This is a genomic window from Pseudomonas sp. LTGT-11-2Z (genome assembly GCF_003691445.1).
GTDB classification, from domain to species: Bacteria; Pseudomonadota; Gammaproteobacteria; order Pseudomonadales; family Pseudomonadaceae; genus Aquipseudomonas; species Aquipseudomonas monteilii.
The window spans coordinates 2228759-2255713 of record NZ_CP033104.1; the positions used below are offsets into that span (position 1 = coordinate 2228759).

Consider the following 26955-nt stretch of genomic DNA (forward strand, 5'->3'; position numbering starts at 1 on the left):
ACCCCGCCTAGGCGGGGTGTTTTGTTTTGCCGAAACTGCCGGGGCAATCAGCCGATCAGTTGCAAGCCGGCTTGCTGAACCAGTTCCAGCAGTGGCTGCGGGTACACACCCAGCACGAAGGCGAGAATGGCAATGGCCAGCAGCATGACGCCACCGGTGCGCTGCTCCCACTTCAGCGGGGCGTCGTGGCGACGCAGGTTCGGCTCGACCAGGTACAGGGTGACCATGACGCGCAGGTAGTAGTACACGCCGATGGCGCTACCGATCACCAGCGCACCGACCAACCACCACAGGTGCGACTCGACGCCGGTGGCAATGATATAGAACTTGCCGATGAAACCAGCGGTCAGCGGGATACCCGCCAGCGACAGCATCATCACGGTCAGTACTGCGGTCAGGTACGGGCGACGCCAGAACAGGCCGCGGTACTCGTACAGCGCATCGGCGTCACGGCCGCCGTATGGCGAGGACATCAGGGTGATGACACCGAAGGCGCCCAAGCTGGTGATCACGTAGGTGACCAGGTACACACCCATGGCTTCCAGGGCCAGGCCCTTGCTGGCGACGAGGGCAATCACCAGGTAACCGAAGTGGGCGATGGACGAGTAACCCAGCAGGCGCTTGAGGTTGCTCTGGGTCAGCGCCAGCAGGTTACCGATCAGGATCGAAGCGACGGCGATGACTGCCAGTACGGTGCTCAGCACGCCGCTGCTGGCAGCAGGGGAGAGCATGAACAGGCGCACCACCACGGCGAATACCGCCACCTTGCTGGCGGTGGCCAGGAACGCGGCGACCGGCGCCGGGGCGCCTTCGTACACGTCCGGGGTCCACAGGTGGAACGGCACCAGCGACAGCTTGAAGGCCAGGCCAACCAGCATCATGCCTAGGCCCAGTTGGGCCACCAGGCTTGGCATGCTGGTGGTTGCCAGTGCCTTGCCGATCTGGTCGAAGCTCAGGCTACCGGCATCGGCGTACAGCAGGGCCATGCCGAACAGCAGGAAGGCGGAACCGGCAGCCGACAGCACCATGTACTTGATGCCGGCTTCCAGTGACCGCTTGTTGAAGAAGGCATACGCCACCAGGCCGTAGACCGGTACCGACAGCAGCTCCAGGCCGATGAACAGGCCGGCCAGGTGGTTGGCGCTGACCAGCACCAGGCCACCCAGGGCCGACATCAGCAGCAGCAGGTACAGTTCTTCACGGTTGCCCGGGAAGCCCTTGGACCCTTCGCCAAGGTAGGCGTGGGCCAGGGTGACGCAAGCCAGCGTCGCCACCAGGATGATCGCCATGTACAGGCAGGCGAACTTGTCGATGGTGATCAGCGGGGTGACCGCCAGTGGCGCAACCTTCAGCGCCGGCAGGATCGACAGCAGGGCCAGGTTAAGGCCCACGGTGGACAGCAGGAAGGTCTGCGAGTGGTTGCGCTTCCAGGCGATCGCCAGCATCACCACCACCGTGGTGATGGTGGTGATCAGCATCGGCGCCAATGCGATGAAGTGTTGAGTGGTGAATTCCATAGCGCTCTTACCGGGCCGAAGCGAGTTGAGTGAAAGCGGAACCGAGCCACTGCTGCACACCACTCATGGTGGCTGCAGAGGTGTCGAGGAACGGCTGCGGATACACGCCCAGCAGGATCAGCAACACCGCCAGGCCCAGCACCATGACCAGCTCGCGACCGTCCATGCCGGCCAGCACGGTATCGCTCTTGGCCGGGCCGAAGTAGGCGCGGTGGATCATGATCAGCGAGTACACCGAACCGAAGACCAGGCCGGTGGTGGCGATGACGGTGATCCACGGTACATGCACGAAGCTGCCGATCAGGATCAGGAACTCGCCGACGAAGTTGCCGGTACCTGGCAGGCCCAGCGATGCCGCCGCGAAGAACAGGCTGATGGCCGGCAGGTAGGCAATACGATGCCACAGGCCGCCCATCTGGCGCATGTCACGGGTGTGCAGGCGCTCGTACAGTTGGCCGGACAGGATGAACAGTGCGGCGGCCGACAGGCCGTGGGCCAGCATCTGGATCACCGCGCCTTGCAGGGCCTGCTGGCTGCCGGAGTAGATGCCGATCAGCACGAAGCCCATGTGCGAGACGCTGGAGAAGGCGATCAGGCGCTTGATGTCGGTTTGTGCAAAGGCCAGGAAGGCACCGTAGAAGATACCGATCAGGCCCAGGGTCATGGCGATGGGCGCGAACTCTGCCGAGGCGTTCGGGAACAGCGGCAGTGCAAAGCGCAGCAGGCCGTAGGCCGCAGTCTTCAGCAAGATACCGGCCAGGTCCACGGAGCCTGCGGTCGGTGCCTGGGCGTGAGCGTCAGGCAGCCAGGAGTGGAACGGCACCACTGGCAGCTTCACCGCGAAGGCGATGAAGAAGCCCAGCATCAGCACGTACTCGACACCGGCTGGCAACTCGGCCTTGAGCAGGTCGCTGTAGTTGAAGGTGAGCACGCCGGTGGTGTTGTAGTTGACCAGCACCAGGCCCAGGATCGCCACCAGCATGATCAGGCCGCTGGCCTGGGTGAAGATGAAGAACTTGGTCGCCGCGTAGATCCGGGTTTTCTTGCCGTCTGCCGAGCTATGACCCCAGAGCGCGATGAGGAAGTACATCGGCACCAGCATCATTTCCCAGAAGAAGAAGAACAGGAACAGGTCCAGGGCCAGGAACACACCGACCACGCCGCCGAGAATCCACATCAGGTTGAGGTGGAAGAAGCCGACGTGACGCTGGATCTCTTTCCAGGAGCACAGTACCGACAGCACACCGAGCAGGCCGGTGAGCAGGATCATCAGCAGCGACAGGCCGTCGAGGGCCAGGTGGATGCTGATGCCGAAGCGCTGGATCCACTGGACTTTGTATTCCAGGGCCCAGGCAGGCTCGGCGCCCGGAGCGGGGGCGAGGGTGTAGTCGCCGGTGCCCCACAGCCACAGGCCGATGCCGAGCAGCAGGGACATGGTCAGCAGCGCGATCCAGCGCGGCAGGGTGGCGCCGAAGCGCTCACCCAGCCAGCACAGGAAGCCGCCGATGAAGGGGATCAGGATCAGCCAAGGCAAAATCATGACGGGTTGGTTTCCTTTGGCAAAGTCGCAAGATTCATAGTCATACCGCAGCCACTACCACAGCGCCGAGCACCAGCACGGCACCCACGGCGATAGAGGCGGTGTACCAGCGCAGTTGGCCCGTCTCGGTCTTGCTCATGGCGACGTGGCCGCCACGTGCCATCCGAGGAATCAGGCCGATGCTGCGGTCAACCGGGTCCTTGCGCAGGATGTGGCTGATCAGCAGGTACGGTTTGACGAAGAGCTTGTCGTAGATCCAGTCGAAGCCCCAGGCGGCGAACCACCAGGCCGACAGGACGCGGCCGATACCGCTGTTGGCAACTGCGCTGACGAAGGTGCGCTTGCCCAGGAACAGCAGGGCGGACAGCAGGATACCGGCGATGGCGATGGCACCGGAGGTGATCTCCAACGCGTGCTTGGCTTCGCCACCGGCATGGCCGGCGCTTTCAGGCAGCACGCCTGCCAGCGGCGGGTGAATCCAGGCACCGACGGCGGTCGACAGCACGATCAGCACACCCAGCGGCAGCCAGTGGCTGATGCCGTGGCCGGCGTGGGCTTCGGTCTTGGCTTCGCCGTGGAAGGCGATGAAGATCAGGCGGAAGGTGTACAGCGAGGTCATGAACGCACCCACCAGGCCAGCGTACAGCAGGCCGGTGTTACCGCTGGCGAAGGCTTCCCAGAGGATCTCGTCTTTGGAGTAGAAGCCCACGGTCACGATTGGCAGTGCCGCCAGGGCAGCGCCACCGACCACGAAGCTGGCGTAAGCCAGTGGCAGCTTCTTCCACAGGCCGCCCATCTTGAAGATGTTTTGCTCGTGGTGGCAGGCAACGATCACCGCGCCGGAGGCAAGGAACAGCAGGGCCTTGAAGAAGGCGTGGGTCATCAGATGGAAGATCGCCGCGTCCCAGGCACCGACGCCCAGGGCCAGGAACATGTAGCCGATCTGGCTCATGGTCGAGTAGGCGAGGATACGCTTGATGTCGGTCTGTACCAGCGCGGCGAAGCCGGCCAGCACCAGGGTCACACCGCCGACAACGCCTACCAGGTGCAGGATGTCCGGCGCCAGCAGGAACAGGCCGTTGGTACGGGCAATCAGGTAGACGCCTGCGGTCACCATGGTCGCGGCGTGGATCAGTGCCGAAACCGGGGTCGGGCCTGCCATTGCGTCGGCGAGCCAGGTCTGCAGTGGCAGCTGGGCCGATTTACCGACCGCACCACCTAGCAGCATCAGGGTTGCCAATACCATCCAGGTGTCGCCCGCCTGGAACTTCTGCGGTGCCAGCACCAGCAGTTCCTGCACGTTCAGGGTACCCAGCTGGGCGAACAGGATGAACAGGCCGATGGCCATGAACACGTCGCCGATACGGGTGACGATGAAGGCCTTGAGTGCCGCGTTACCGTTGTTGCGGTTGCTGTAGTAGAAACCGATCAACAGGTACGAGCACAGGCCCACGCCTTCCCAGCCGAAGTAGATGAACAGCAGGTTATCGCCCAGGATCAGGAACAGCATGCTGGCGATGAACAGGTTGGTGTACGAGAAGAAGCGCGAGTAGCCGGCTTCGCCACGCATGTACCAAGAGGCGAACAGGTGGATCAGGAAGCCCACGCCAGTGACCACGCCCAGCATGGTGACCGACAGGCCGTCCAGGTACAGGGTGAAGTTCGGCGCAAAGCCGTCCACCGACATCCACTGCCACAGCAGCTGGCTGTACGCGCCGCCTTCAGGCGGGGCGACGTTGAATTGCCAGATGACATAGGCGGCGGTGGCGGCCGAAAGGCCCACCGAGCCGACGCCGATCAGGGCGGACAGGTTCTCCGAGAACCGACCGCGCGAGAACGACAGCAGCAGGAAGCCGACGAGGGGGAAGACGAAAGTCAGGAAGAGAAGGTTCATCCGCGCATCTCACTGGCAGCATCGATGTCGAGAGTGTGGAAGCGGCGATACAGTTGCAGCAGGATGGCCAGGCCAATGCTGGCCTCGGCGGCTGCCAGGCTGATCACCAGAATGAACATCACCTGGCCGTCGGGCTGGACCCAACGGGCACCGGCGACGACGAACGCCAGGGCAGAGGCGTTCATCATGACTTCCAGGCTCATGAGCACGAAGAGGATGTTGCGGCGGACCATCAGGCCAACCAGACCTAAGCAGAACAGGATGCCGGCGACTGCCAGACCGTGCTCGAGAGGGATAGCACCCATGATTTACTCCTTCGCCTCGTTGCGGCCCAGGTGGAAGGCGGTGACGGCTGCAGCCAGCAGCAGCATCGAAGCCAGTTCGACCACCAGCAGGTAAGGGCCGAACAGGCTGATACCCACTGCTTTCGGGCCCACGGTGGTACCGCTGATGCCAGCGCCGCTCGGGGTGACGAACAGCACGTACAGCAGCTCTGCCAGCAGCAGGGCGCCGAGGATCACTGGCCCGACCCAGATGCCGGGCTTGAGCCAGCCCCGTTCCTGGGCGACCGAGGCCGGCCCCAGGTTGAGCATCATCACCACGAACACGAACAGCACCATGATGGCGCCGGCGTAGGCGATCACTTCCAGGGCGCCGGCGAACGGCGCACCCAGGGAGAAGAAGATCATGGCCACGGAAATCAGCGAAATGATCAGGTAAAGCAAGGCGTGCACGGGGTTGGTACCGGTCACCACCCGAAGGGTGGAGACCACGGCGATCCCGGATGCGAAGTAGAAAGCGAATTCCATCTTTCTGTCCTTATGGGAGCAAGCTCTTCACGTTGATCGGCTCGGCTTCGTTCTGCGCAGCGCCTTTCGGCTTGCCAGCGATGGCCATACCCGCAACACGGTAGAAGTTGTAGTCAGGGTTTTTGCCGGGGCCGGAGATCAGCAGATCTTCTTTCTCGTACACCAGGTCCTGACGCTTGAACTCGGCCATTTCGAAATCCGGCGTCAGCTGGATCGCGGTGGTCGGGCACGCTTCTTCACACAGGCCGCAGAAAATGCAACGCGAGAAGTTGATGCGGAAGAATTCCGGGTACCAACGGCCGTCCTCGGTCTCGGCTTTCTGCAGCGAGATGCAGCCAACCGGGCAGGCCACCGCGCAGAGGTTGCACGCTACGCAGCGCTCCTCGCCATCGGGGTCGCGGGTGAGGACGATGCGGCCGCGGTAGCGCGGCGGCAGGTACACGGGTTCTTCGGGGTATTGCAGGGTGTCGCGCTTGCGGAACCCGTGGGAGAACACCATGGCCAGGCTGCGCAGCTGTGTGCCGGTGCCCTTAACGATGTCGCCGATATACTTGAACATGGGTCAAATCCTCACTGGGCCGCGACGGCTGGCGTGTTGTAGAGCACGATCGCAGCGGTCACCAGCAAATTGATCAGGGTCAGCGGCAGGCAGAACTTCCAGCTGAAGTCCATCACCTGGTCATAGCGTGGGCGCGGGATCGAGGCGCGCAGCAGGATGAACAGCATGATGAAGAACGCGGTCTTCAGCGCGAACCACAGGAACGACAGTTGCGGCAGGATGCCGAACGGGCCGTGCCAGCCGCCGAAGAACAGGGTTACCAGCAGCGCCGAGATGAGGATGATGCCGATGTACTCACCGACGAAGAACATGCCCCATTTCATGCCGGCATACTCGATGTGGTAGCCGTCGGCCAGTTCCTGTTCTGCTTCTGGCTGGTCGAACGGGTGACGGTGGGTCACGGCGACGCCAGCGATGAAGAAGGTGCAGAAGCCGAAGAACTGCGGAATGATGAACCACAGGTTCTGGGCCTGGTATTCAACGATGTCGCGCATGTTGAACGAGCCCACCTGCACCACCACGCCCATCAGCGCCAGGCCCAGGAACACTTCGTACGACACGGTCTGTGCCGAAGCACGCAAGCTGCCCAGCAGGGCGTACTTGTTGTTCGACGACCAGCCGGCGAACAGCACCGCGTAGACCGACAGGCCGGCCATGGCGAAGAAGAACAGCAGGCCGATGTTCAGGTCGGCAACGCCCCAGGTCGGGGTGATCGGGATGACCACGAAGGCAATGAGCAGGGCGCTCATGGCCACGACCGGTGCCAGGGTGAAGATGACGCGGTCGACGAAAGGTGGGTTCCAGTCTTCCTTGAAGAACATCTTCAGCATGTCGGCTGCGATCTGGAACATACCGAACGGGCCTACGCGGTTCGGGCCGTAACGGTCCTGCCACCAGCCCAGCAGGCGGCGCTCGACGAAGCTGAGCAGCGCGCCGCAGACCACTACCGCCAGCAGGACCACGATGGCCCGCAGCACGGTGAGGATCACGTCGATTACTTCGGGGGTGAACCAGCTCATTGTGCTGCCTCCTGCAGACCTTCGACGGATGCACCGAAGATGGCAGGCGGAATGCCGGCCAGGCCTTTCGGCAACGCGACCAGGCCTGCGCCCAGCTCTTCATTGATGCGCAGCGGCAGGCGCAGGGCCACACCGGCCACGTTCAGGCTCAGCAGGGCACCGTCGTTGACGCCCAGGCGGTCGGCTTCGGACTTGGCCAGGGCCACGTAGGCTGCCGGGATGCGCTCTTGCACCGGGGCGGCGCGCGAGGAGCTTTCTTCGCTGCCGAACAGGTGGAAGAACGGCACAGCGGTCCAGGTGCCACGGGCCGGGTTGAAGGCCCCCGGAATGGCGGTGAACCAGTTCAGGCGGTCGCCTTGCGACTCGATCAGGCGCACGCCCGGGTCACCGGCACGCAGGTGGCCACCGACTTCATCCTGAAACTTGTTCCAGGCTTGCGGCGAGTTCCAGCCCGGCGACCAGGCGAACGGCACCTGTTGGCGCGGTTCGGCGGAGCCCGAGTAGCCTTCCATGGAGAAGGCGAACGCGGTGTCCTTGTCTTGCGGGGTGCGCGGTTCGTGCACGCTGATGTTGGCGCGCATGGCGGTGCGGCCAGAGTAGCGCAGCGGCTCACGGGCCAGCTTCATGCCCTTGATGCGGAACGCGGCGCTTGGGGCGGCGTTGACGATGCCGGCCAGTTGCGGGGCGGCTTCGGCGCAGGCACTGGTGACGTGGTCCAGCTGAGTCCAGTCGACCGGCTTGTTCAGCAGGGTGGCACGCAGGGCGTGCATCCAGCGCCAGCCTTCGTGGATCTGGATGCTGCTGTCCAGGTATTGCGGGTCGAACACCTGGAAGAAGCGCTGGGCACGGCCTTCCTGGCTGACCAGGGTGCCGTCGCCTTCGGCGAACGAGGCAGCCGGCAGCACCAGGTGGGCGCGGTCGACCGTCGGGGTTTTCGAGTGGTCGGCAACGATCACCACCTTGGCCGCAGCCAGGGCTGCGTCGACCTTGGCGGCCGGTACGCGGGCGTACAGGTCGTTTTCCAGCACGACAATGGCATCGGCCTTGCCGCTGATGACGGCGTCCAGCGCAGCATCGACGGACTCGCCACCGAGCATGGCCAGGCCGATGCTGTTGGCTTCAGGCACCACCAGGCTCAGCGAGCCGTTCTTCTCGCGCAGCTTCAGGGCCTTGGCGATGTTGGCGGCAGCTTCGATCAGCGCCGGGTCGGCCAGGGACGTACCGGCGACCACCAGTGGGCGCTTGGCAGCGACCAGGGCGTCGGCGATGCGCTGGGCCAGGGCCTTGGCTTCGTCGTCCAGGCCAGCAACGGCAGGTGCGCTCGGGTCGATGGCGTGGGCCACGGCGAAGCCGATGCGGGCCAGGTCGGCCGGGGCGGCGTGTACGCACTCTTCGGCAACGTCGTCCAGCTTGGTTTCAGCCAGGGAGGCGATGAACAGTGGGTACAGCGCGTGCTGGCCAATGTTCTTCACGGCGGCGTCGAGCCACGGCTGCACTTTCATGGCTTCGGCCATGGCCTCGGCCTTGCCTTTGGTGGCCTGGCGCACGGACAGGGCAACGCGGGCAGCGGTCTGGGTCAGGTCTTCACCGAGCACGAACACCGCGTCGTGGTCTTCGATGTCGCGCAGGGTCGGCACTGGCAGCGGGCTGTTGTTCAGCACGTTCAGGGCCAGGCGCACGCGGGCCAGCTCGCCGGCTTCCATACCCGAGTAGAAGTAGTCGGCGCCGACCAGCTCACGCAGGCCGTAGTTGCTTTCCAGGCTGGCGCGTGGCGAGCCGATGCCGACGATGGTGCGGCCGCGCAGCAGGTCGGCGGCTTTGTCCAGGGCAGCGTCAAGGCCCAGCTTGGTGCCGTCGGCCAGTTGCGGCTGGCGTGGGCGGTCCTTGCGGTTGACGTAGCCGTAACCGAAGCGGCCACGGTCGCACAGGAAGTACTGGTTGACCGAACCGTTGAAGCGGTTTTCGATGCGGCGCAGTTCGCCGTAACGCTCACCCGGGCTGATGTTGCAGCCGCTGGAGCAGCCGTGGCAGATGCTCGGGGCGAACTGCATGTCCCACTTGCGGTTGTAGCGCTCGGAGTGGGTCTTGTCGGTGAACACGCCGGTCGGGCAGACCTCGGTCAGGTTGCCGGAGAACTCGCTTTCCAGCACGCCGTCTTCGACGCGGCCGAAGTACACGTTGTCGTGGGCGCCGTAAACGCCCAGGTCGGTACCACCGGCGTAGTCCTTGTAGTAGCGCACGCAGCGGTAGCAGGCGATGCAGCGGTTCATCTCATGGGCGATGAACGGGCCGAGGTCCTGGTTCTGGTGGGTACGCTTGGTGAAACGGTAGCGGCGCTCGTTGTGGCCGGTCATTACCGTCATGTCCTGCAGGTGGCAGTGACCGCCTTCCTCGCACACCGGGCAGTCGTGCGGATGGTTGGTCATCAGCCATTCGACGACGCTGGCGCGAAACGCCTTGGACTCTTCATCGTCGATGGAGATCCAGGTGCCGTCGGAGGCAGGGGTCATGCAGGACATGACGATACGACCGCGGGTGTCGTTCTCGTCGGTGTACTGCTTGACCGCGCACTGCCGGCAGGCGCCAACGCTACCAAGCGCCGGGTGCCAGCAGAAATAAGGGATGTCGAGGCCGAGCGACAGACAGGCCTGTAACAGGTTGTCTGCACCGTTGACTTCGAGCGCTTTGCCGTCTACGTGGATAGTGGCCATTGTTCAAAGTTCTTCGTTGGCCCGCGTGAGCGGGCGTGGCTAATGGAAATCGGTGAGCTTGCGGCACGCCACGATTTCTCGGGCCTGCCGGCAAGCTGGCGAGTGGCACGGACCACCCGCCTCAATCATCTTGTTATGCGCCGACCACGATCGGCCCGGCCTGGATTGGCTTGGCCAGGTTGGGGCGCAGGGCATCGCCAGCCGCAGCTGGAGCGACACCGGCCTCGAACTCGGACCGGAAGTATTTGATGGCACTGCCCAGCGGCTCGACGGCACCGGGTGCGTGAGCACAGAAGGTGCGGCCAGGGCCGAGGAAGTTGACAAGGCCCAGCAGCGTCTCGATGTCCTCGGCGCGGCCCTGGCCTTTCTCCAGTGCGCGCAGCATCTTCACGCTCCACGGCAGGCCGTCACGGCAGGGGGTGCACCAGCCGCACGACTCGCGGGCGAAGAACTCTTCCATGTTGCGCAGCAGCGACACCATGTTGATGCTGTCGTCCACCGCCATGGCCAGACCGGTACCCATACGGGTGCCGACCTTGGCAATGCCACCGGCGTACATCTGCGCGTCGAGGTGCTCGGGCAGCAGGAAGCCGGTACCGGCGCCGCCTGGCTGCCAGCACTTGAGCTTGAAGCCGTCGCGCATGCCACCGGCGTAGTCTTCGAACAGCTCGCGGGCGGTGACGCCGAACGGCAGTTCCCACAGGCCAGGGTTTTTCACCTTGCCGGAGAAGCCCATCAGCTTGGTGCCGTGGTCTTCGCTGCCTTCACGGGCCAGCGACTTGTACCAGTCGTTACCGTTGGCGACGATGGCCGGCACGTTGCACAGGGTTTCGACGTTGTTCACGCACGTCGGTTTGCCCCACACGCCCACGGCGGCAGGGAAGGGCGGCTTGGAGCGCGGGTTGGCGCGGCGGCCTTCCAGCGAGTTGATCAGGGCGGTTTCTTCGCCGCAGATGTAGCGGCCGGCACCTGTGTGCACGAACAGCTCGAAATCGAAACCGCTGCCCAGGATGTTCTTGCCCAGCAGGCCTGCGGCCTTGGCTTCATCGATGGCGCGGTTGAGGTTTTTTGCTGCGGTGGTGTATTCGCCACGCAGGAAGATGTAGCCGCGGTAGGCCTTCAGGGCGCGTGCGCTGATCAGCATGCCCTCGACCAGCAGATGGGGCTGTTGCTCCATCAGCATGCGGTCCTTCCAGGTGTTCGGCTCCATTTCGTCCGCGTTGCACAGCAGGTAGCGGATGTTCATGGACTCGTCTTTGGGCATCAGGCCCCACTTCACACCAGTGGGGAAGCCTGCACCACCACGGCCTTTGAGGCCGGAGTCCTTGACGCTTTGCACGATGTCGTCGGCCGACATTTGCGCCAGCGCCTTGCGCGCTGCGGCATAGCCGTTCTTGGACTCGTACTCGGCCAGCCATACCGGTTCGCCGTCGTCACGCAGGCGCCAGGTCAGCGGGTGGGTTTCGGCGGTACGCGCAATGCGGTTGGCCGGGCCGAAGGAAGTAATGGTCATACGTAACCCTCCAGCAGTTTGGTAACGCCAGCCGGCTGTACGTCGCCAAAGGTGTCGTCGTCGATCATCAGCGCCGGGGCCTTGTCGCAGTTGCCCAGGCAGCATACGGGCAGCAGGGTGAAGCGGCCGTCGGCGGTGGTCTGGCCAAGGCCAATGCCCAGCTCGCTCTGGATCTGGCTGACCACGGACTCATGGCCGCCGATGTAGCAGACCATGCTGTCGCACACGCGGATGATGTGGCGGCCGACCGGCTGACGGAAGATCTGGCTGTAGAAGGTGGCGACACCCTCGACGTCGCTGGCCGGGATGCCCAGCACTTCGCCGATGGCGTGAATGGCGCCGTCCGGCACCCAGCCACGTTCCTTCTGGACGATCTTCAGGGCTTCGATGGACGCCGCGCGCGGGTCCTCGTAGTGATGCATTTCGTGCTCGATGGCCGAGCGCTCGGTTTCGCTCAGGGCGAAACGGTCTGTCTGGATAAGCGTGCTGTTCATGCTTAGCGGTCCACGTCAGCCATAACGAAGTCGATACTGCCCAGGTACGCGATGAGGTCGGCGACCATGCTGCCTTTGATCACCGAAGGGATCTGCTGCAGGTGCGGGTAGCTCGGGGTACGGATCCGGGTGCGGTAGCTCATGGTGCCGCCATCGCTCGTCAGGTAGTAACTGTTGATGCCCTTGGTCGCCTCGATCATCTGGAACGACTCGTTGGCCGGCATGACCGGGCCCCACGAGACTTGCAGGAAGTGCGTGATGAGGGTTTCGATGTGCTGCAGGGTGCGCTCTTTCGGCGGCGGCGTGGTCAGCGGGTGATCCGCCTTGTACGGGCCTTCCGGCATGTTGCGCAGGCACTGGTCGATGATGCGGATACTCTGGCGCATCTCCTCGACACGGACCATGCAGCGATCGTAGGCATCGCCGTTGTGGGCCAGCGGTACTTCGAACTCGAAGTTCTCGTAGCCGGAGTAAGGGCGGGCTTTACGCAGGTCGAAGTCGCAACCGGTGGCACGCAGGCCGGCACCGGTAGTACCCCAGGCCAGGGCTTCCTTGGTGTTGTACGCGGCAACGCCGATGGTACGGCCCTTGAGGATGCTGTTCTGCAGGGCAGCCTTGGTGTATTCGTCGAGGCGCTTGGGCAGCCATTCGACGAAGTCCTTGACCAGCTTGTCCCAACCGCGTGGCAGGTCGTGGGCGACGCCGCCGATGCGGTACCAGGCCGGGTGCAGGCGGAAGCCGGTGATCGCTTCGATCACGGTGTAGGCGCGCTGGCGGTCGGTGAAGGTGAAGAACACCGGGGTCATGGCGCCGACGTCCTGGATGTAGGTGCCCAGGAACAGCAGGTGGCTGGTGATGCGGAAGAACTCTGCGAGCATGATGCGAATCACGTCGACTTTCTGCGGCACCTTGATACCGGCCAGCTTCTCGACCGCGAGCACGTACGGCAGGTTGTTCATCACCCCGCCGAGGTAGTCGATACGGTCGGTGTAGGGGATGAAGCTGTGCCAGGACTGGCGCTCGGCCATTTTTTCGGCACCACGGTGGTGGTAGCCGATGTCCGGTACGCAGTCGACGATCTCTTCACCGTCCAGCTGCAGGACAATACGGAACGCACCGTGCGCCGAAGGGTGGTTGGGGCCGAGGTTGAGGAACATGTAGTCCTCGTTGGCGCCCTGACGCTTCATGCCCCAGGCTTCCGGGTTGAAGCGCGCCGATTCCTCTTCAAGCTGTTGCTTGGCGAGGGTCAGGCTGTAGGGGTCGAACTCGGTGGCACGGGCCGGGTAGTCCTTGCGCAGCGGGTGGCCTTCCCAAGTGGGCGGCATCATGATGCGGCTGAGATGCGGGTGGCCGGCAAAGTCGATGCCGAACATGTCCCAGACTTCGCGCTCGTACCAGTTGGCGTTCGGCCAGATACCGGTCACGGTCGGCAGGTTCAGGTCGCCTTCGCTCAGCGACACCTTGATCATCACGTCGCTGTTACGCTCGACCGACAGCAGGTGGTAGAACACGCTGAAGTCGGCAGCTGGCAGGCCACGGCGCTGAGTGCGCAGACGTTCGTCGACGCCGTGCAGGTCGTACAGCATGCTGTACGGCTTGGCCACGCCACGCAGGAAGCTGAGCACCTCTTTGAGCTGGGCGCGCTTGACCCACAGCACGGGCATGCCGGTGCGGGTTTCCTGGGCGACGAATGCTTCGGCGCCAAAACGGTTGTTCAGTTCGACGACCACATCCTGGTCGTCAGCCTTGTAGGGCGGAATGAAAATAGCGTTGTCCGCTGTCATGGTCTCGGTCGCTTTGGGTCAACGTTAAGAATGAAGCCAGGCCGCCGGCTCCTTCGGGAGCGGGCGGCAGGTCGCTGGATCAGACTTCGTCGGGGCTGCGCAGGTTGGTTACTGCAATGCGCTGCTCACGACGCAGGTCTTTCTGGGCTGGCATCTCGGCACGGTAAATACCTTGATCACCAACAACCCACGAAAGCGGGCGTCGTTCTTGGCCGATCGACTCCTGCAACAGCATCAAGCCTTGCAGGAAAGCCTCAGGGCGTGGCGGGCAGCCAGGCACATAGACGTCCACGGGGAGGAACTTGTCGACCCCCTGAACGACCGAGTAAATGTCGTACATGCCACCGGAGTTGGCGCACGACCCCATGGAGATGACCCACTTGGGCTCGAGCATCTGCTCGTACAGGCGCTGGATGATCGGCGCCATTTTGACGAAACAGGTACCGGCGATGACCATGAAGTCGGCCTGACGCGGCGATGCCCGGATGACTTCGGCGCCGAAGCGGGCGATGTCGTGGGGTGCCGTGAAGGCCGTGGTCATTTCCACGTAGCAGCAGGACAGGCCGAAGTTGTACGGCCAGAGGGAGTTCTTGCGACCCCAGTTGACCGCGCCACGTAGCACATCTTCAAGCTTGCCCATGAAGATGTTCTTGTGGACCTGGTCCTCTAGCAGCTGGTCGGTGACGGTTTCCCGTTCACCTACCGGGTACTGCTCGTTAGGCGCATCCGGATCGATTCTGGTGAGATTGTATTGCATTGCCAAAGCCTCATTGTTTCAGCTTCGCTTGCCGCTTGCGGCGACCTTCGGGAGCCCAATCAAGAGCACCGACGCGCCATAGGTAGACAAGACCTGCCAACAGAATTGCTATGAAAACGAGAGCTTCGACGAACCCGGTCCAGCCGCTTTCGCGGACGGACACAGACCATGCAAAGAGAAAGAGGGCTTCGATATCGAAGATCACGAACAGCATCGCGACCAGATAGAATTTGGCGGACAGGCGCAGGCGGGCGCTGCCGACGGGCAGCATGCCGGATTCGAAGGGTTCGTTCTTGGCGCGGCCCCAGGCCTTGCTACCGAGCAGGCTGGACAGGCCGAGCATGAAGGCACACAGGCCGACGACACCCAGGAGGAAGATGGCAAAGCCCCAGTTGTGGGCGATGAGTCCTGCCGAATCGGACATGCTAGAGATCCTTATACAGAGACCCAGCTCTGCAGTCTGAAATAAGTAAAGCGGCGACGTGGTGTCGCAGGTGCAGTGACCAAATGTCGCAGCTGAATCAATCGCGCTGATTTTATGGGTAAACCCGGTGCAAGTAAAATTTCTGTCGCAAATTTATTCGTAGGATTAAGAACAAAACACGCGCGTAACTGGCTGAAAGCCTTGAGATTCGGGCATTGCGTGCTGTTTTGTTAATTATGTTTCTTGCGAGTGGTAACGAATTATAATTTTCTAAATGATAATTAATATCATTTGACCTGATGCCTTCTAATTTGGCTGTTCTGCGCCTTGCAAAGTTCATCTGGCGATTCTCCCTACTTGCAAATGCGAAAGGCTCTTGTTCTAGCAGCTTCCGGCGCTTCGTGCACCGCTCTGGGTCAATACTTTATCGATTGAGCGATGACCGACTGATGAAGCGATCGCCCACTGACCGAGCCAGTAGGTCAGGATGATCAGGTAGGGCGCGGCGCTGTGCAGCCAAACGATCAGGGTCGGCCCAGGGATGGGCTTGGTCGGCAGGGCAAGCAGGGACTTGTCGCTGGACAGTGCATATATATAGAGGGCGGCGGCCAGGGCGAGAATGATCAGGTGGCTTGGACGAGGCATGGGCGGTCCTTGCTGCTGTGCTGCCTGAAGCATAGACCTGATCCTGGGTTTTGCTGGTGATGCATTTGGATTGTGTGAGGGCTGCCATGGGCTTGGCGAAAGGAATGGGGCGCCAGTGAGATCGAGCGCCGCCCGCGCGGCGCATCGCGAGCTGCGCTCGCTCCTACGTCTGTTTCGGACCAATAAAGCCAGTGACAGGCGCGCGCGACCGCCTTGTTTGTAAGGCGCGATTTCACGCCACGCGCCAAGGCGTACGCGCGCAAATCCCCCAGGAATAATTGGCCCGAAACAGACGTAGGAGCGAGCGCAGCTCGCGATGCGCCGCGCAGGCGGCGCTCGGTATCACGGGCGTTGAAGATGCTGTGGCGAACACCTCCCAGCCCAGAAACATTTTCAAAGGCTTCTGAAAATAAAGGCCCGGAGCTTTCACAAGCTCCGGGCCTTCGTTCAGCAGCAGCCCACTATCAGTGGAACTGCTCTTCCTCGGTCGAACCAGTCAGTGCAGTCACCGACGATGCGCCACCCTGGATCACGGTGGTCATGTCGTCGAAGTAGCCAGTGCCCACTTCCTGCTGGTGCGCCACGAAGGTGTAGCCTTTGCTGGCGTCCGCGAATTCCTGCTCTTGCAGCTTCACGTAGGCGGTCATGTCGTTGCGGGCGTAGTCGTGCGCCAGGTTGAACATGCCGTGCCACATGTTGTGAATGCCAGCCAGGGTGATGAACTGGTGCTTGTAGCCCATGGCCGACAGCTCGCGCTGGAACTTGGCGATGGTCGCGTCGTCCAGGTTCTTCTTCCAGTTGAACGAAGGCGAGCAGTTGTACGACAGGATCTGGTCCGGGTATTCCTTCTTGATCGCTTCGGCGAAGCGGCGGGCTTCGTCCAGGTCTGGCTTGGCGGTTTCGCACCAGATCAGGTCGGCGTACGGCGCATAGGCCAGGCCGCGGGCGATGGCCTGGTCGAGGCCGGCGCGTACCTTGTAGAAGCCTTCACGGGTACGCTCGCCGATCACGAACGGCTGGTCGTACGGGTCGCAGTCGCTGGTCAGCAGGTCGGCGGCGTTGGCGTCGGTGCGGGCCAGGATGATGGTAGGCACGCCCGACACGTCGGCTGCCAGGCGCGCGGCCACCAGCTTTTGTACGGCTTCCTGGGTCGGTACCAGTACCTTGCCACCCATGTGACCACATTTTTTGACCGAGGCCAGCTGGTCTTCGAAGTGCACGCCGGCGGCGCCTGCTTCGATCATGTTCTTCATCAGTTCGTAGGCGTTCAGTACGCCACCGAAACCGGCTTCGGCGTCAGCCACGATGGGGGCGAAGTAGTCGATGTAGCCATCGTCGCCTGGGTTCTTGCCGGCTTTCCACTGGATCTGGTCGGCGCGGCGGAAGGCGTTGTTGATGCGCTTGACTACGGTCGGTACCGAATCGACCGGGTACAGCGACTGGTCAGGGTACATGGACTCGGCCGAGTTGTTGTCGGCGGCTACTTGCCAGCCGGACAGGTAGATGGCCTGGATGCCGGCTTTTACCTGTTGCACTGCCTGGCCGCCGGTGAGGGCGCCCATGCAGTTCACGAAATCTTTTTCTGGGCGGAAGGACGGGTGGGCACCTTCGGTGACCAGCTTCCACAGTTTTTCTGCGCCTTGGCGAGCAAAGGTGTGCTCCGGCTGGATGGAGCCACGCAGGCGAACGACATCGGCGGCGGAGTAGGTGCGGGTCACGCCTTTCCAGCGCGGGTTCTCGGCCCAGTCTTTCTCGAGGGCTGCAATTTGCTGTTCGCGTGTCAGTGCCATGGAAATAAACCTCGTCGCATCGATCTTGGGTTAATTGTGCTGATGCCCGGGTGCAGATCAGGGTGCCTGGCGGCTGTCCTGTTCTAGAGAGTGCGGCGGCGAACGCGAAGGCTCGAAGGGGGAAGGGTGGGCAGGCCAGGCGAAGGTGTGCTCCGGCAGGTCGGCTCGTGGTTGCCTTGCTGCGGTGCTACGCGATTGCCAGTACTGCGGTGATGCGCTTCCGTCCCTCGGGACAACTTCTTCGTTGCAGTCGCAATCCCGTCGAACCGCCTTGTGGGCCGTATAGACACGAGGCGCCTCCAGGGGTGGGAGGAGCACGCCTCGAAGGCCCTTGCCAGGGCCCCTGATTAGCGGGAGCGAGGCCATCATGCCCTTGGGAAAAAGGGCATGTCAAATGTTTTGTAGTGGAATTTTTCGCTTACTACATCTTTGGTCTAATGCGACTTGGCAGTCAGTTTCAAGGCCTTTGGTCGAGGCCTTGAATTGCCTGGGATCAGTCGAGAAGGTCGACTTTGACACGCAGCGTCATGTTTTCACCGCGCTGGGTGCTGTAACTGCGGCTTGACGTGCTGCGGTCGGCTTGGCTCTGCTGGTTGTAGCCTGCCAGGGTGATCCATTCGCCGAGCTTGCCGGTGACGGTCGTGTCGGTACTTTGTACTTTCACTACATCTGCACGTTCATGGCTGATGCGGTCATTATTGGTGCTAATTTGCAGACGAACCGTATCGCCGCTCAGGCTTGGCGTAACGTAGAAACCCTGCGTCACGTTGCGGTATTCGGTGTTGCTCTGCAGGCGCCCGTAGCCGTCGGTACTGGTGCTGGTGATCGGGATGCTCTGGCCAACCTGGATCAGCGCCGGCTGGCCTTCGCTGGCCTGGATTTGTTGCATGCCGCCGTCGCGGTTGCTGGTGCCGTAGTGGATAACATGGGCATTGCCACGGTTGTCCTGGAAGTTGCTGTCGTTGTTGTCGACGCTGATCAGCAGGCGTTTGGGGACGGTGTCCAGTTGTTGCAGCAGGGCGCGCAGGTCGTCGATGCGCTCGGGGCTGGCGTTGACGATCAGCTTGTTCTCGAAGGCGCTGACTGTGCCGTCCTTGCCGACGAATGCCTGCGCCGCAGGCAGCAGTTCGGCGCTGGCGCGGTGCTGCAGCGGCACCACCTCGGTGGCGGCCTGGGCGACGAGGCTGGTAACCAGCAGCAGGGTGGTGAAAAGGGGGCGTAGCGGCATGTCCATGATCTCCGCGGGGGGAATCAACATGATGGCAAATTTGTCGGGGATTTGCCGGCCATGGATCACAAGCGCCGCAATGGAGAGAAATGCGGAAATGTGATTTATCTTGCTTTATCTTGTAAGCTATAAATTATAGTCAGCGAGATAATTGAGGATAAAGCCATGTCTCCGATCCGCCCGCTCCTGCGTCGCGACCAATTGGCCAAGGCCCTGGCCAAAGACCTGGCTGGCGAGTCACTGGTCGACTACAGTTCGGGCATGTTCCTTGCCGCACCACGGCGTACAGGGAAAAGCACCTTCCTCAATAACGACTTCATCCCTGAGTGCGTGCATCTGGGTTGGCTGCCGGTTTACGTCGACCTCTGGTCGGACCGTAATGCGGATCCGGCCGAGCTCATCAGTGGTGCGATCGGTGCAGCGCTGGCTAGCTTTGAAGGCGCGCTCACGAAAACTGCGAAAAAGGCCGGTATCGACAAGATCAACCTGCTGCGCACCCTCAGCTGGGATTTCACTCGGCCTCAACTACCGTCGGGTACTACCCTCGCTCAGGCACTTGCTGTATTGCACCAAGTGTCGGGCCAGATGGTTGTGCTGATCATCGATGAGGCCCAGCATGCCCTCAACAGCGAAGATGGCCTTAACGCGATGTTCGCCCTCAAGGCTGCGCGTGACAACCTGAACCGTGGTGATCGCCCGGATGGCCTGCGGCTGGTGTTCACTGGCTCCAGCCGGGACAAGTTGGCCAACCTGGTGCTCAAAAGCAAGCAGCCCTTCTTCGGCGCCAGTATCACGCCATTCCCGTTGTTGGGGGGTGAATATGTCGAGTTCATCACTGCGCTGTGGAATCGGCGCCTGGCAGACAGTAATCAATTCAAGGTTGATGACCTGGCGTACGCTTTTGAGCGGGTGGGGCGGCGCCCGGAAATGCTCAACAAATTACTGGCCGAGGTCAGCGTTGGTCTGGGAGAAGCGGGCAATTTGGGCGAACTTCTGCGCACCGGGGCGCTCAATCATCAGGCTGGCGTGTGGAGCGACTACGAAAGTGCCTGGAACGAACTCTCACCCTTGCAGCAAGCTGTGCTTGAGGTCATGGCCGAGCGCACGCTAGGCCGCCAACCGTTTTCGCCATTTACCGAGCAGACTTTGGTCGAGGTAAGTCGCAAGCTGGAGCAGGCTCAGGCAGAGGTCATCGCCAGCACGCCTAACGTACAGAAAGCGCTGGATGCTTTGCGCGAGAAGGAACTGGTATGGAAAGCCAATCGTGGTGAGTATGCGCTGGAGGATGCCGCCATGGCCGAGTGGCTGACCCGCGCTGCGCGCTAGCGGCCTTCGCGGTGGCCGCTGCCAGACAAATTCCGTAACATCGCGCCCCTTGTTTTTGTATCGCCCGCCCGGGCCGCACCACAGGATATCCATGAAACCCGCCCGACTACGTGCCGACCTGCTCGCCGGCCTCACCACCTCGTTCGCCCTGGTGCCCGAGTGCATCGCTTTTGCCCTGGTGGCCCACCTCAACCCTTTGATGGGCCTGTATGGCGCATTCATCATCTGTACCCTGACTGCGCTGTTCGGTGGTCGGCCCGGGATGATCTCTGGCGCCGCTGGCTCAATGGCCGTGGTGATCGTCGCGCTGGTGGTGCAGCATGGCGTGCAGTACCTGCTGGCGACGGTGTTGCTGGGCGGGGTGGTGATGATCCTGTTCGGCCTGCTGCGCTTGGGCAAACTGGTACGCCTGGTGCCGTACCCGGTGATGCTTGGCTTCGTGAACGGCTTGGCCATCGTCATCGCCATGGCTCAGCTGGAGCATTTCAAGGACGGTGAGCACTGGCTCAGTGGTGCGCCGCTGTACCTGATGATCGGGCTGGTAGCCCTGACAATGGCGGTGGTTTACGTGCTGCCGAAGCTGACCCGTGCAGTTCCGCCGGCGCTGGTGGCGATCCTGGGTGTTGGCCTGCTGGTGTACCTGCTCGGGCTGCCCACCCGCACCCTGGGTGACATGGCGCACATCGCCGGTGGCCTGCCGGGGCTGGCGCTGCCGGATGTGCCCTGGAACCTGGAAACCCTGAAGATCATCGCCCCCTACGCAGTGCTGATGGCCATGGTCGGGCTGCTGGAAACCCTGCTTACCCTCAACCTGACCGATGAAATCACCGAGAGCCGAGGCTTCCCGGACCGCGAGTGCGTGGCGCTGGGTGCGGCGAACATGGTCTCGGGCCTGTGCGGCGGCATGGGTGGCTGCGCGATGATCGGGCAGACGGTGATCAACCTCAGTTCCAATGGCCGTGGCCGGCTGTCCGGGGTGGTGGCCGGGGTGATGATCTTGCTGTTCGTGTTGTTCCTGTCGCCGCTGATCGAGCGCATTCCGCTGGCAGCGCTGGTCGGGGTGATGTTCGTGGTGGCCCAGCAGACCTTTGCCTGGGCGTCGCTGCGGGTGCTTAACAAAGTGCCGGTGAATGACGTGCTGGCGATCATTGCGGTCACTGTCGTGACAGTGTTTACCGACCTGGCCATGGCGGTGCTGTTCGGCATCATCATCGCGGCCCTTAACTTTGCCTGGCAGCATGCGCGGGAGTTGTATGCGGACTGCCATGAGGATGCGCAGGGCGGCAAGCATTATCAGGTACATGGCACGTTGTTCTTTGCCTCTACCACCTCGTTCCTCAACCAGTTCGATACGGCCAGCGACCCTGCTCAGGTTACGCTGGATTGCCAGCATCTGAGCTTTGTCGATTACTCGGCGATTGCGGCATTGAAGACCCTGCGTGAACGGTATGCCAAGGCGGGCAAGCAGCTGCGGGTTGTGCACTTGTCGGAGCGGTGCAAGAAGCTACTGAAGCGGGCAGGTGAGCAGCACTGAGGGTGGGTGGTAGCCTGTGCCGGCCTCTTCGCGGCTTTAGCCGCGAAGAGGCCGGCACAGGCTAATGAGTCACTCCCCGCGGTTCTTCTTCACAATGGCATCGGCAATACTGGCCGGTGCCTCGGCATAGCGGGTGAACTCCATCGAAAAGCTCGCTCGGCCCTGGGTCATCGAGCGCATCGAGGTGGCATAGCCGAACATTTCGCCCAGCGGCACCTCGGCACGGATCACCTTGCCTGCCGGCGTTTCGTCACCGTCCTGAATCATCCCGCGGCGTCGGCTCAGGTCACCCAGAATGTCGCCCTGGTATTCCTCCGGCGTCACCACCTCCACCTTCATCACCGGCTCCAGCAGCACCGCGCCACCTTTCTGCGACAGCTGTTTGGTGGCCATCGACGCAGCGATCTTGTAGGCCATTTCGTTGGAGTCGACATCGTGGTAAGAGCCGTCATACACCGCCGCTTTCAGGTTGATGAGCGGGTAGCCGGCCAGTACGCCGTTTTTCATCTGCTCTTCGATACCTTTCTGGATCGCCGGAATGTATTCGCGTGGTACCACGCCACCGACAATCTCGTTGATGAACTCCAGGCCTTCCTTGCCTTCGTCGCCAGGGGCGAAGCGGATCCAGCAGTGACCATACTGGCCACGGCCGCCGGACTGGCGGACGAAACGCCCCTCGATCTCGCAGGTATTGCGGATTTTTTCGCGGTAGGCCACCTGCGGCTTGCCGATGTTGGCCTCGACATTGAACTCGCGGCGCATGCGGTCGACGATGATGTCCAGGTGCAACTCGCCCATGCCCGAAATGATGGTCTGGCCGGTTTCTTCGTCGGTGCGCACGCGGAATGACGGGTCTTCCTGGGCCAGCTTGCCCAGGGCGATGCCCATTTTTTCCTGGTCGGCCTTGGTCTTCGGCTCGACGGCCACGGAAATCACCGGGTCGGGGAAGTCCATGCGCTCCAGGATGATCGGCTTGTCCATGTCGCACAGGGTGTCGCCGGTGGTCACGTCCTTCATGCCGATCAGCGCCGCGATGTCGCCGGCGCACACGTCCTTGATTTCGGCGCGCTGGTTGGCGTGCATCTGCACCATGCGGCCGATGCGTTCCTTCTTGCCCTTGACCGAGTTCAGTACTGCGTTGCCCGAGCTGAGTACGCCGGAATACACCCGGGCGAAGGTGAGGGTGCCGACGAAGGGGTCGGTGGCGATCTTGAATGCCAGGGCCGAGAACGGCTCTTTGTCGTCGGCGTGGCGCTCCAGGTGCTTCTCTTCGTCGTCGGGGTCGGTGCCCTTGATCGCCGGGATTTCCGACGGGGCGGGCAGGTAGTCGATCACCGCGTCGAGCATCAGCGGCACGCCTTTGTTCTTGAACGAGGAGCCGAGGATGGTCGGTACAATTTCGTTGGCGATGGTGCGTTGGCGCAGCGCAGCCTTGATCTCGTCGACACTCAATTCCTCGCCTTCGAGAAACTTCATGGTCAGCTCATCGTTGGCCTCGGCGGCGGCCTCGATCATATGCGCACGCCATTCGTCGGCCAGCGCCTGCAGTTCTGCGGGAATGGGTTCTTCGCGGTAGCTGGTGCCCTGGTCGGCATCGTTCCAGTAGATGGCCTTCATTTTCACGAGGTCGATTTGGCCGACGAAGTTTTCTTCGCTGCCGATGGCCAGCTGGATGGGTACCGGGTGGTGCCCCAGGCGCTGGTCGATCTGCTTGACCACGCGCAGGAAGTCAGCACCCTGACGGTCCATCTTGTTGATGTAGGCCAGGCGTGGCACATGGTACTTGTTGGCCTGGCGCCAGACCGTCTCGGACTGTGGCTCCACCCCGTCAGCGCCGCTGAATACCACCACCGCGCCATCGAGCACGCGCAACGAGCGCTCCACCTCGATGGTGAAGTCGACGTGGCCGGGGGTGTCGATGATGTTGAAGCGGTACTTGTGCGCGAACTGTTTGGTCGAGCCTTGCCAGAACGCCGTGGTCGCCGCCGAGGTGATGGTGATGCCGCGCTCCTGCTCCTGTGCCATCCAGTCCATGGTCGCGGCGCCATCGTGCACCTCGCCCATCTTGTGGTTGACCCCGGTGTAGAACAGGATCCGCTCGGTAGTCGTGGTCTTGCCGGCGTCAACGTGTGCGACGATGCCGATATTGCGGTACAGCTCGATGGGCGTTGTGCGGGCCATGGCGGACTACCTGCGGATGGGCGGATTCCACCACGTTAGCAGACCGGTGGAATCCTGCCCTGCCGCCGGGCCGTCAGTCGCCCTGGGCTTGCAGCATCCATTGGCCATCCAATTCACGGGCCAGGCCGCTGGCTGGCAGCAGGGCCAGCAGGCGCGGGTGCAGCGCGGCTTCGGTGAAGGTCTTGAGGGTGCTCAGGTCCAGCGCGCCGACCAGGTTGAGGTCGACCTTGGTGTACGACAGCCAGGCCTTCTTCAGCGCTTGGGCAACATCGCTACCCGAGGTGCTGGCAAACCGGCGGTGCCACTGACGGCCGTCGAAGGTGAAGCTGTGGGCGTGGCTGTAGGTGCTCTCGTCACCACCTTCGGCGCAGCGGTGGCAGCGGCACGGGCCTTCGCCGAAGGCATTGCGCAGGTAGCTGTTGAAGTCCACGACGGGCTTGAGGGACAGGCGTTTGTCGACATCGAACAGGTCGGCGATCAGGGGTTCTTCGGCGCTCACTCGGGATCCTCGTGTGGTGTGGCGTGCATCGGCGGGCACCCTAACAGATCGAGGCATTCAGATCACCTGTAGAGACAACCGGGACCGCCTGCCGTACTCTACGCGCCCATACGCCTACACATCCACTGAGGTAACCCCGCTTGAGCACCAAGTACCCGTACATCGCCACCGTGACCATCAGCGCTGAAGACCGCGGCGCAGATACCGAGGCCTCGGAAAACCCCAACATGCGCGTTGGCCTGGAAGCGGTGACCGAAACCCTGAAGAAGGTGCATTTCGTCGGTACGCTCGCAGCCCCCGAGAAATCGGCCACGCACATTTGCGTGACCCTGGAGAACGGCCTGACCTACTACGGCCCGATCGTCAACGGCCATGCCGAACTCGAAGGCGGCTGGATTGCCTTCGAGTCCGACATGCTCACCCCGCAAGAACTGGGGCTGTAAGCCTCAGTTCAGCTCGGCCAGGCACTGCTGGAGGATATCCAGGCCTTCTTCGAGCACCTCGGCCTCGATGGTCAGTGGTGCCAACAGGCGGATGATGTGCCGTGCCTTGCCGCTGGGCATCAGCAACAAGCCCTTGGCCCGCGCGGCGTCCATCACCTTGGCCAGTTGTGCCGGCGCCGGGCTGCCATCGGCATTGACGAACTCGATGCCACGCATGGCGCCCACGCCGGTCAGGCGGCCGATGAACGGGCTCAGGCCCGAGGCCTGCCAGCGCTGATGGCGGCTGACGATGGCCTGCTCCTGGCGCTCACCCCAGGTGGCGATGTTCTCGTCGGTCATCTGCGCCAGGCTGGCCAGCGCCGCCGCACAGGCAATCGGGTTGCCCGAATAGGTGCCGCCCAGGCCGCCCTTGGGTAGGGCGGCCATCAATTCCTTGCGCCCGACCACCGCACCCAGTGGCATGCCACCGGCAATGCTCTTGGCCAGCAGCAACAGGTCGGGTTCGATGCCAAGGCGTGGGAAGGCGAAGCGTTGGCCGGTGCGGCCGAAGCCCGACTGGATTTCGTCGATGATAATCAGGATGCCGCGCTCGTCGCAGAAGCGGCGCAGGGCCTGGGCGAAGGCGGGGTCAAGGGCGAGGAAGCCGCCTTCTCCCTGCACCGGCTCGAAAATGAACGCTGCCACGTCTTCCACAGCCAGTTCGACGCTGAACAGGCGGTCCATGGCCTTGAGCGCCTGCTCGCAGGTCACGCCGGTGTCGGCGCTGGGGTAGGGCAGGTGGTACACCGGCCCAGGCAGTTCACCGACCCGCTGTTTGTACGGGGCGACCTTGCCGTTGAGGTTCAGGGTGGCCAGGGTGCGGCCATGGAAGCCGCCGTCGAAGGCGATGATGGCCCGTTTGCCGGTGGCGCCGCGAGCAACTTTCAGGGCGTTTTCGGCCGCTTCCGCACCGCTGTTGGTGAGCATGCCGGCCAATGGGTAGCTGACGGGCACGAACCCGCTCAGTTGTTCCATCAGTGCCAGATACGGGCCGTGCGGGGCGGCGTTGAAGGCGTAGTGGGTCAGGCGGGTGGCCTGGGTCTGGATCGCCTCGACCACGGCGGGGTTGCAGTGGCCCAGGTTGAGCACACCGATACCACCGACGAAGTCGATGTAACGTTTGCCGTCGGTGTCCCAGACTTCGGCATTGCGGCCATGGGAAAGTGTGATCGGGTGAACGATGGCAATGGATTGGCTGATACTTTCCTGGTTCATGGGCACGCGGGACCTTGTTCGAGTTTCTTATTATCCAAGCGTGTTGGCGGGTTATTCCGCAAACGAATTATTCGATTGCGGTCATTCCGTGGATTCGTGATCTTGCCGGCGCGGTCAATATCAATCGCCCTCAGCCACCCGCTCCCGAATCCACTGCACAAAGGCCCGGATCTTCGGCACTTCGGCCGCATGCTCGGCATGGGCGATGAAGTGCCGGCCATTGCTCGCCACCGGGTGGTCCCAGGCCACCACCAGCTTGCCCTCGCTTAGCTCCTCTGCCACCAGATAGCGCGGAATCAGGGCGATACCGCAGCCTGCAATCGCTGCGCGAATGCACAGGTAGAACGTGTCGAAACGCGGCCCGTGGTAGCTGTTCTGGCTATGCAGCCCCAGCCCCAGAAACCATTCGTGCCAGGCCTCTGGCCGTGACACGCACTGCAGCAGCCGGTGCTCGGTCAGCGCCTGGGCACTGTCGAAAGGGTGGTTGGCCAATAGCTGCGGGCTGCACACCGGCACCACTTCTTCGCTGAACAGCTCGATGCAGGTCGCCCCGGGCCAGGTGCCTTGGCCGAAGAAAAACGCGATATCGGCCTTGGCCTGCACCAGGTCGAACGGTTCCAACTCGTTGCGCACGTCCAGGTGAATACGGGGGTAGCGGTCGCCAAAACCCTTGAGTCTGGGCACCAGCCAGCGTGCACCGAAGGTGGGTTGGGTGGCGATGCGCAGCACTTCGGTTTCATCGCCGTAGCTGAGGATGTAGCGGCTGGAAATGTCGATCTGGGTGAGGATCTTGTTCACTTCGGTGAGGTACAGCGCGCCGGCCGGGGTCAGGTGCAGGCGGCGGCGAATGCGCTGGAACAGCGAGTGCGAGAGCATGTCCTCAAGCTGCGCCACCTGCTTGCTGACGGCGCTCTGGGTCAGGTGCAGTTCCTGCGCCGCGCGGGTGAAGCTGAGGTGGCGGGCGGCCGCTTCGAAGCACTGAAGGGCGGTGGTCGAAGGCATCAGGCGTTTGGACATGACGGGCAAATACCGAG

23 protein-coding genes are annotated in these 26955 nt (G+C 62.6%); 3 read left to right on the forward strand and 20 right to left on the reverse strand.

Features of this window, described 5'->3' with window-relative positions:
* Nucleotides 1-47 precede the first annotated feature (47 nt).
* From nuoN to D8767_RS10380, 16 genes are all read right to left on the reverse strand, one after another.
* On the reverse strand, nucleotides 48-1517 hold the full coding sequence (gene nuoN / locus D8767_RS10305; RefSeq protein ID WP_012273301.1) for an NADH-quinone oxidoreductase subunit NuoN: 1470 nt from the start codon (nucleotides 1515-1517) through the stop codon (nucleotides 48-50).
* Between the two features lie 7 nt (nucleotides 1518-1524).
* On the reverse strand, nucleotides 1525-3057 hold the full coding sequence (nuoM, locus tag D8767_RS10310) for an NADH-quinone oxidoreductase subunit M (protein WP_016711600.1): 1533 nt from the start codon (nucleotides 3055-3057) through the stop codon (nucleotides 1525-1527).
* A 40-nt stretch (nucleotides 3058-3097) separates the two neighbouring features.
* Complete coding sequence (nuoL, locus tag D8767_RS10315; RefSeq protein ID WP_016711599.1) at nucleotides 3098-4951, reverse strand: NADH-quinone oxidoreductase subunit L; 1854 nt, start codon at nucleotides 4949-4951, stop codon at nucleotides 3098-3100.
* On the reverse strand, nucleotides 4948-5256 hold the full coding sequence (nuoK, locus tag D8767_RS10320; protein WP_003251446.1) for an NADH-quinone oxidoreductase subunit NuoK: 309 nt from the start codon (nucleotides 5254-5256) through the stop codon (nucleotides 4948-4950). The genes nuoL and nuoK overlap by 4 nt, the downstream gene beginning before the upstream one ends.
* Nucleotides 5257-5259: 3 nt before the next feature.
* Nucleotides 5260-5760 (reverse strand): NADH-quinone oxidoreductase subunit J, encoded by a 501-nt coding sequence (nuoJ, locus tag D8767_RS10325; protein ID WP_016711598.1) that lies wholly within the window; start codon nucleotides 5758-5760, stop codon nucleotides 5260-5262.
* A gap of 10 nt (nucleotides 5761-5770) precedes the next feature.
* Nucleotides 5771-6319 carry an NADH-quinone oxidoreductase subunit NuoI gene (gene nuoI, locus D8767_RS10330; RefSeq protein ID WP_016488223.1) on the reverse strand — a complete coding sequence of 183 codons (549 nt, stop codon included), beginning with the start codon at nucleotides 6317-6319 and terminating at the stop codon, nucleotides 5771-5773.
* A gap of 11 nt (nucleotides 6320-6330) precedes the next feature.
* Nucleotides 6331-7338 (reverse strand): NADH-quinone oxidoreductase subunit NuoH, encoded by a 1008-nt coding sequence (gene nuoH, locus D8767_RS10335; protein WP_003251440.1) that lies wholly within the window; start codon nucleotides 7336-7338, stop codon nucleotides 6331-6333.
* Nucleotides 7335-10049 carry an NADH-quinone oxidoreductase subunit NuoG gene (gene nuoG, locus D8767_RS10340; RefSeq protein WP_016711597.1) on the reverse strand — a complete coding sequence of 905 codons (2715 nt, stop codon included), beginning with the start codon at nucleotides 10047-10049 and terminating at the stop codon, nucleotides 7335-7337. Before nuoG ends, nuoH begins: the two co-directional genes overlap by 4 nt.
* A gap of 133 nt (nucleotides 10050-10182) precedes the next feature.
* Nucleotides 10183-11562 (reverse strand): NADH-quinone oxidoreductase subunit NuoF, encoded by a 1380-nt coding sequence (nuoF, locus tag D8767_RS10345; protein WP_016711596.1) that lies wholly within the window; start codon nucleotides 11560-11562, stop codon nucleotides 10183-10185.
* Nucleotides 11559-12056: an NADH-quinone oxidoreductase subunit NuoE gene (nuoE, locus tag D8767_RS10350; protein ID WP_012273294.1), complete on the reverse strand. Its 498-nt coding sequence runs from the start codon at nucleotides 12054-12056 to the stop codon at nucleotides 11559-11561. The genes nuoF and nuoE overlap by 4 nt, the downstream gene beginning before the upstream one ends.
* Nucleotides 12057-12058: 2 nt before the next feature.
* A complete protein-coding gene (gene nuoC, locus D8767_RS10355; RefSeq protein WP_016711595.1) occupies nucleotides 12059-13840 on the reverse strand; it encodes an NADH-quinone oxidoreductase subunit C/D in 1782 nt (593 codons plus the stop codon).
* A 79-nt stretch (nucleotides 13841-13919) separates the two neighbouring features.
* Entirely contained in the window at nucleotides 13920-14597 is a 678-nt protein-coding gene (locus tag D8767_RS10360) for an NADH-quinone oxidoreductase subunit B family protein (RefSeq protein WP_003251429.1), read from the reverse strand.
* A gap of 10 nt (nucleotides 14598-14607) precedes the next feature.
* On the reverse strand, nucleotides 14608-15021 hold the full coding sequence (locus tag D8767_RS10365) for an NADH-quinone oxidoreductase subunit A (RefSeq protein ID WP_003251427.1): 414 nt from the start codon (nucleotides 15019-15021) through the stop codon (nucleotides 14608-14610).
* 381 nt (nucleotides 15022-15402) lie between these two features.
* Nucleotides 15403-15666 (reverse strand): hypothetical protein, encoded by a 264-nt coding sequence (locus D8767_RS10370; protein WP_016711594.1) that lies wholly within the window; start codon nucleotides 15664-15666, stop codon nucleotides 15403-15405.
* 464 nt (nucleotides 15667-16130) lie between these two features.
* Complete coding sequence (aceA, locus tag D8767_RS10375) at nucleotides 16131-17456, reverse strand: isocitrate lyase (protein ID WP_016711593.1); 1326 nt, start codon at nucleotides 17454-17456, stop codon at nucleotides 16131-16133.
* A gap of 493 nt (nucleotides 17457-17949) precedes the next feature.
* Nucleotides 17950-18684 carry a secretin N-terminal domain-containing protein gene (locus D8767_RS10380; protein ID WP_028699013.1) on the reverse strand — a complete coding sequence of 245 codons (735 nt, stop codon included), beginning with the start codon at nucleotides 18682-18684 and terminating at the stop codon, nucleotides 17950-17952.
* 165 nt (nucleotides 18685-18849) lie between these two features.
* Here D8767_RS10380 and D8767_RS10385 point away from each other — a divergent pair, with 165 nt between their 5' ends.
* Entirely contained in the window at nucleotides 18850-20010 is a 1161-nt protein-coding gene (locus tag D8767_RS10385) for a hypothetical protein (RefSeq protein ID WP_016711592.1), read from the forward strand.
* Nucleotides 20011-20101: 91 nt separating this feature from the next.
* Nucleotides 20102-21544 carry a SulP family inorganic anion transporter gene (locus tag D8767_RS10390; RefSeq protein ID WP_016711591.1) on the forward strand — a complete coding sequence of 481 codons (1443 nt, stop codon included), beginning with the start codon at nucleotides 20102-20104 and terminating at the stop codon, nucleotides 21542-21544.
* 69 nt (nucleotides 21545-21613) lie between these two features.
* Here the strand turns inward: D8767_RS10390 and fusA are convergent, their stop codons facing one another.
* Nucleotides 21614-23725, reverse strand: coding sequence for an elongation factor G (gene fusA / locus D8767_RS10395; protein ID WP_016711590.1), 2112 nt, complete (start codon nucleotides 23723-23725; stop codon nucleotides 21614-21616).
* Nucleotides 23726-23798: 73 nt separating this feature from the next.
* Entirely contained in the window at nucleotides 23799-24224 is a 426-nt protein-coding gene (locus tag D8767_RS10400; protein WP_016711589.1) for a hypothetical protein, read from the reverse strand.
* A gap of 140 nt (nucleotides 24225-24364) precedes the next feature.
* Between D8767_RS10400 and D8767_RS10405 the strand changes: the two genes are divergently transcribed.
* The gene (locus tag D8767_RS10405) at nucleotides 24365-24667 is read left to right on the forward strand and encodes a hypothetical protein (protein ID WP_016711588.1); all 303 of its coding nucleotides are present in this window, start codon (nucleotides 24365-24367) and stop codon (nucleotides 24665-24667) included.
* A gap of 3 nt (nucleotides 24668-24670) precedes the next feature.
* Here the strand turns inward: D8767_RS10405 and D8767_RS10410 are convergent, their stop codons facing one another.
* Nucleotides 24671-25921 carry an aspartate aminotransferase family protein gene (locus D8767_RS10410; RefSeq protein WP_016711587.1) on the reverse strand — a complete coding sequence of 417 codons (1251 nt, stop codon included), beginning with the start codon at nucleotides 25919-25921 and terminating at the stop codon, nucleotides 24671-24673.
* 120 nt (nucleotides 25922-26041) lie between these two features.
* Nucleotides 26042-26938, reverse strand: a complete 897-nt coding sequence (gcvA, locus tag D8767_RS10415; protein ID WP_016711586.1) for a transcriptional regulator GcvA — start codon at nucleotides 26936-26938, stop codon at nucleotides 26042-26044.
* Nucleotides 26939-26955: the final 17 nt, after the last annotated feature.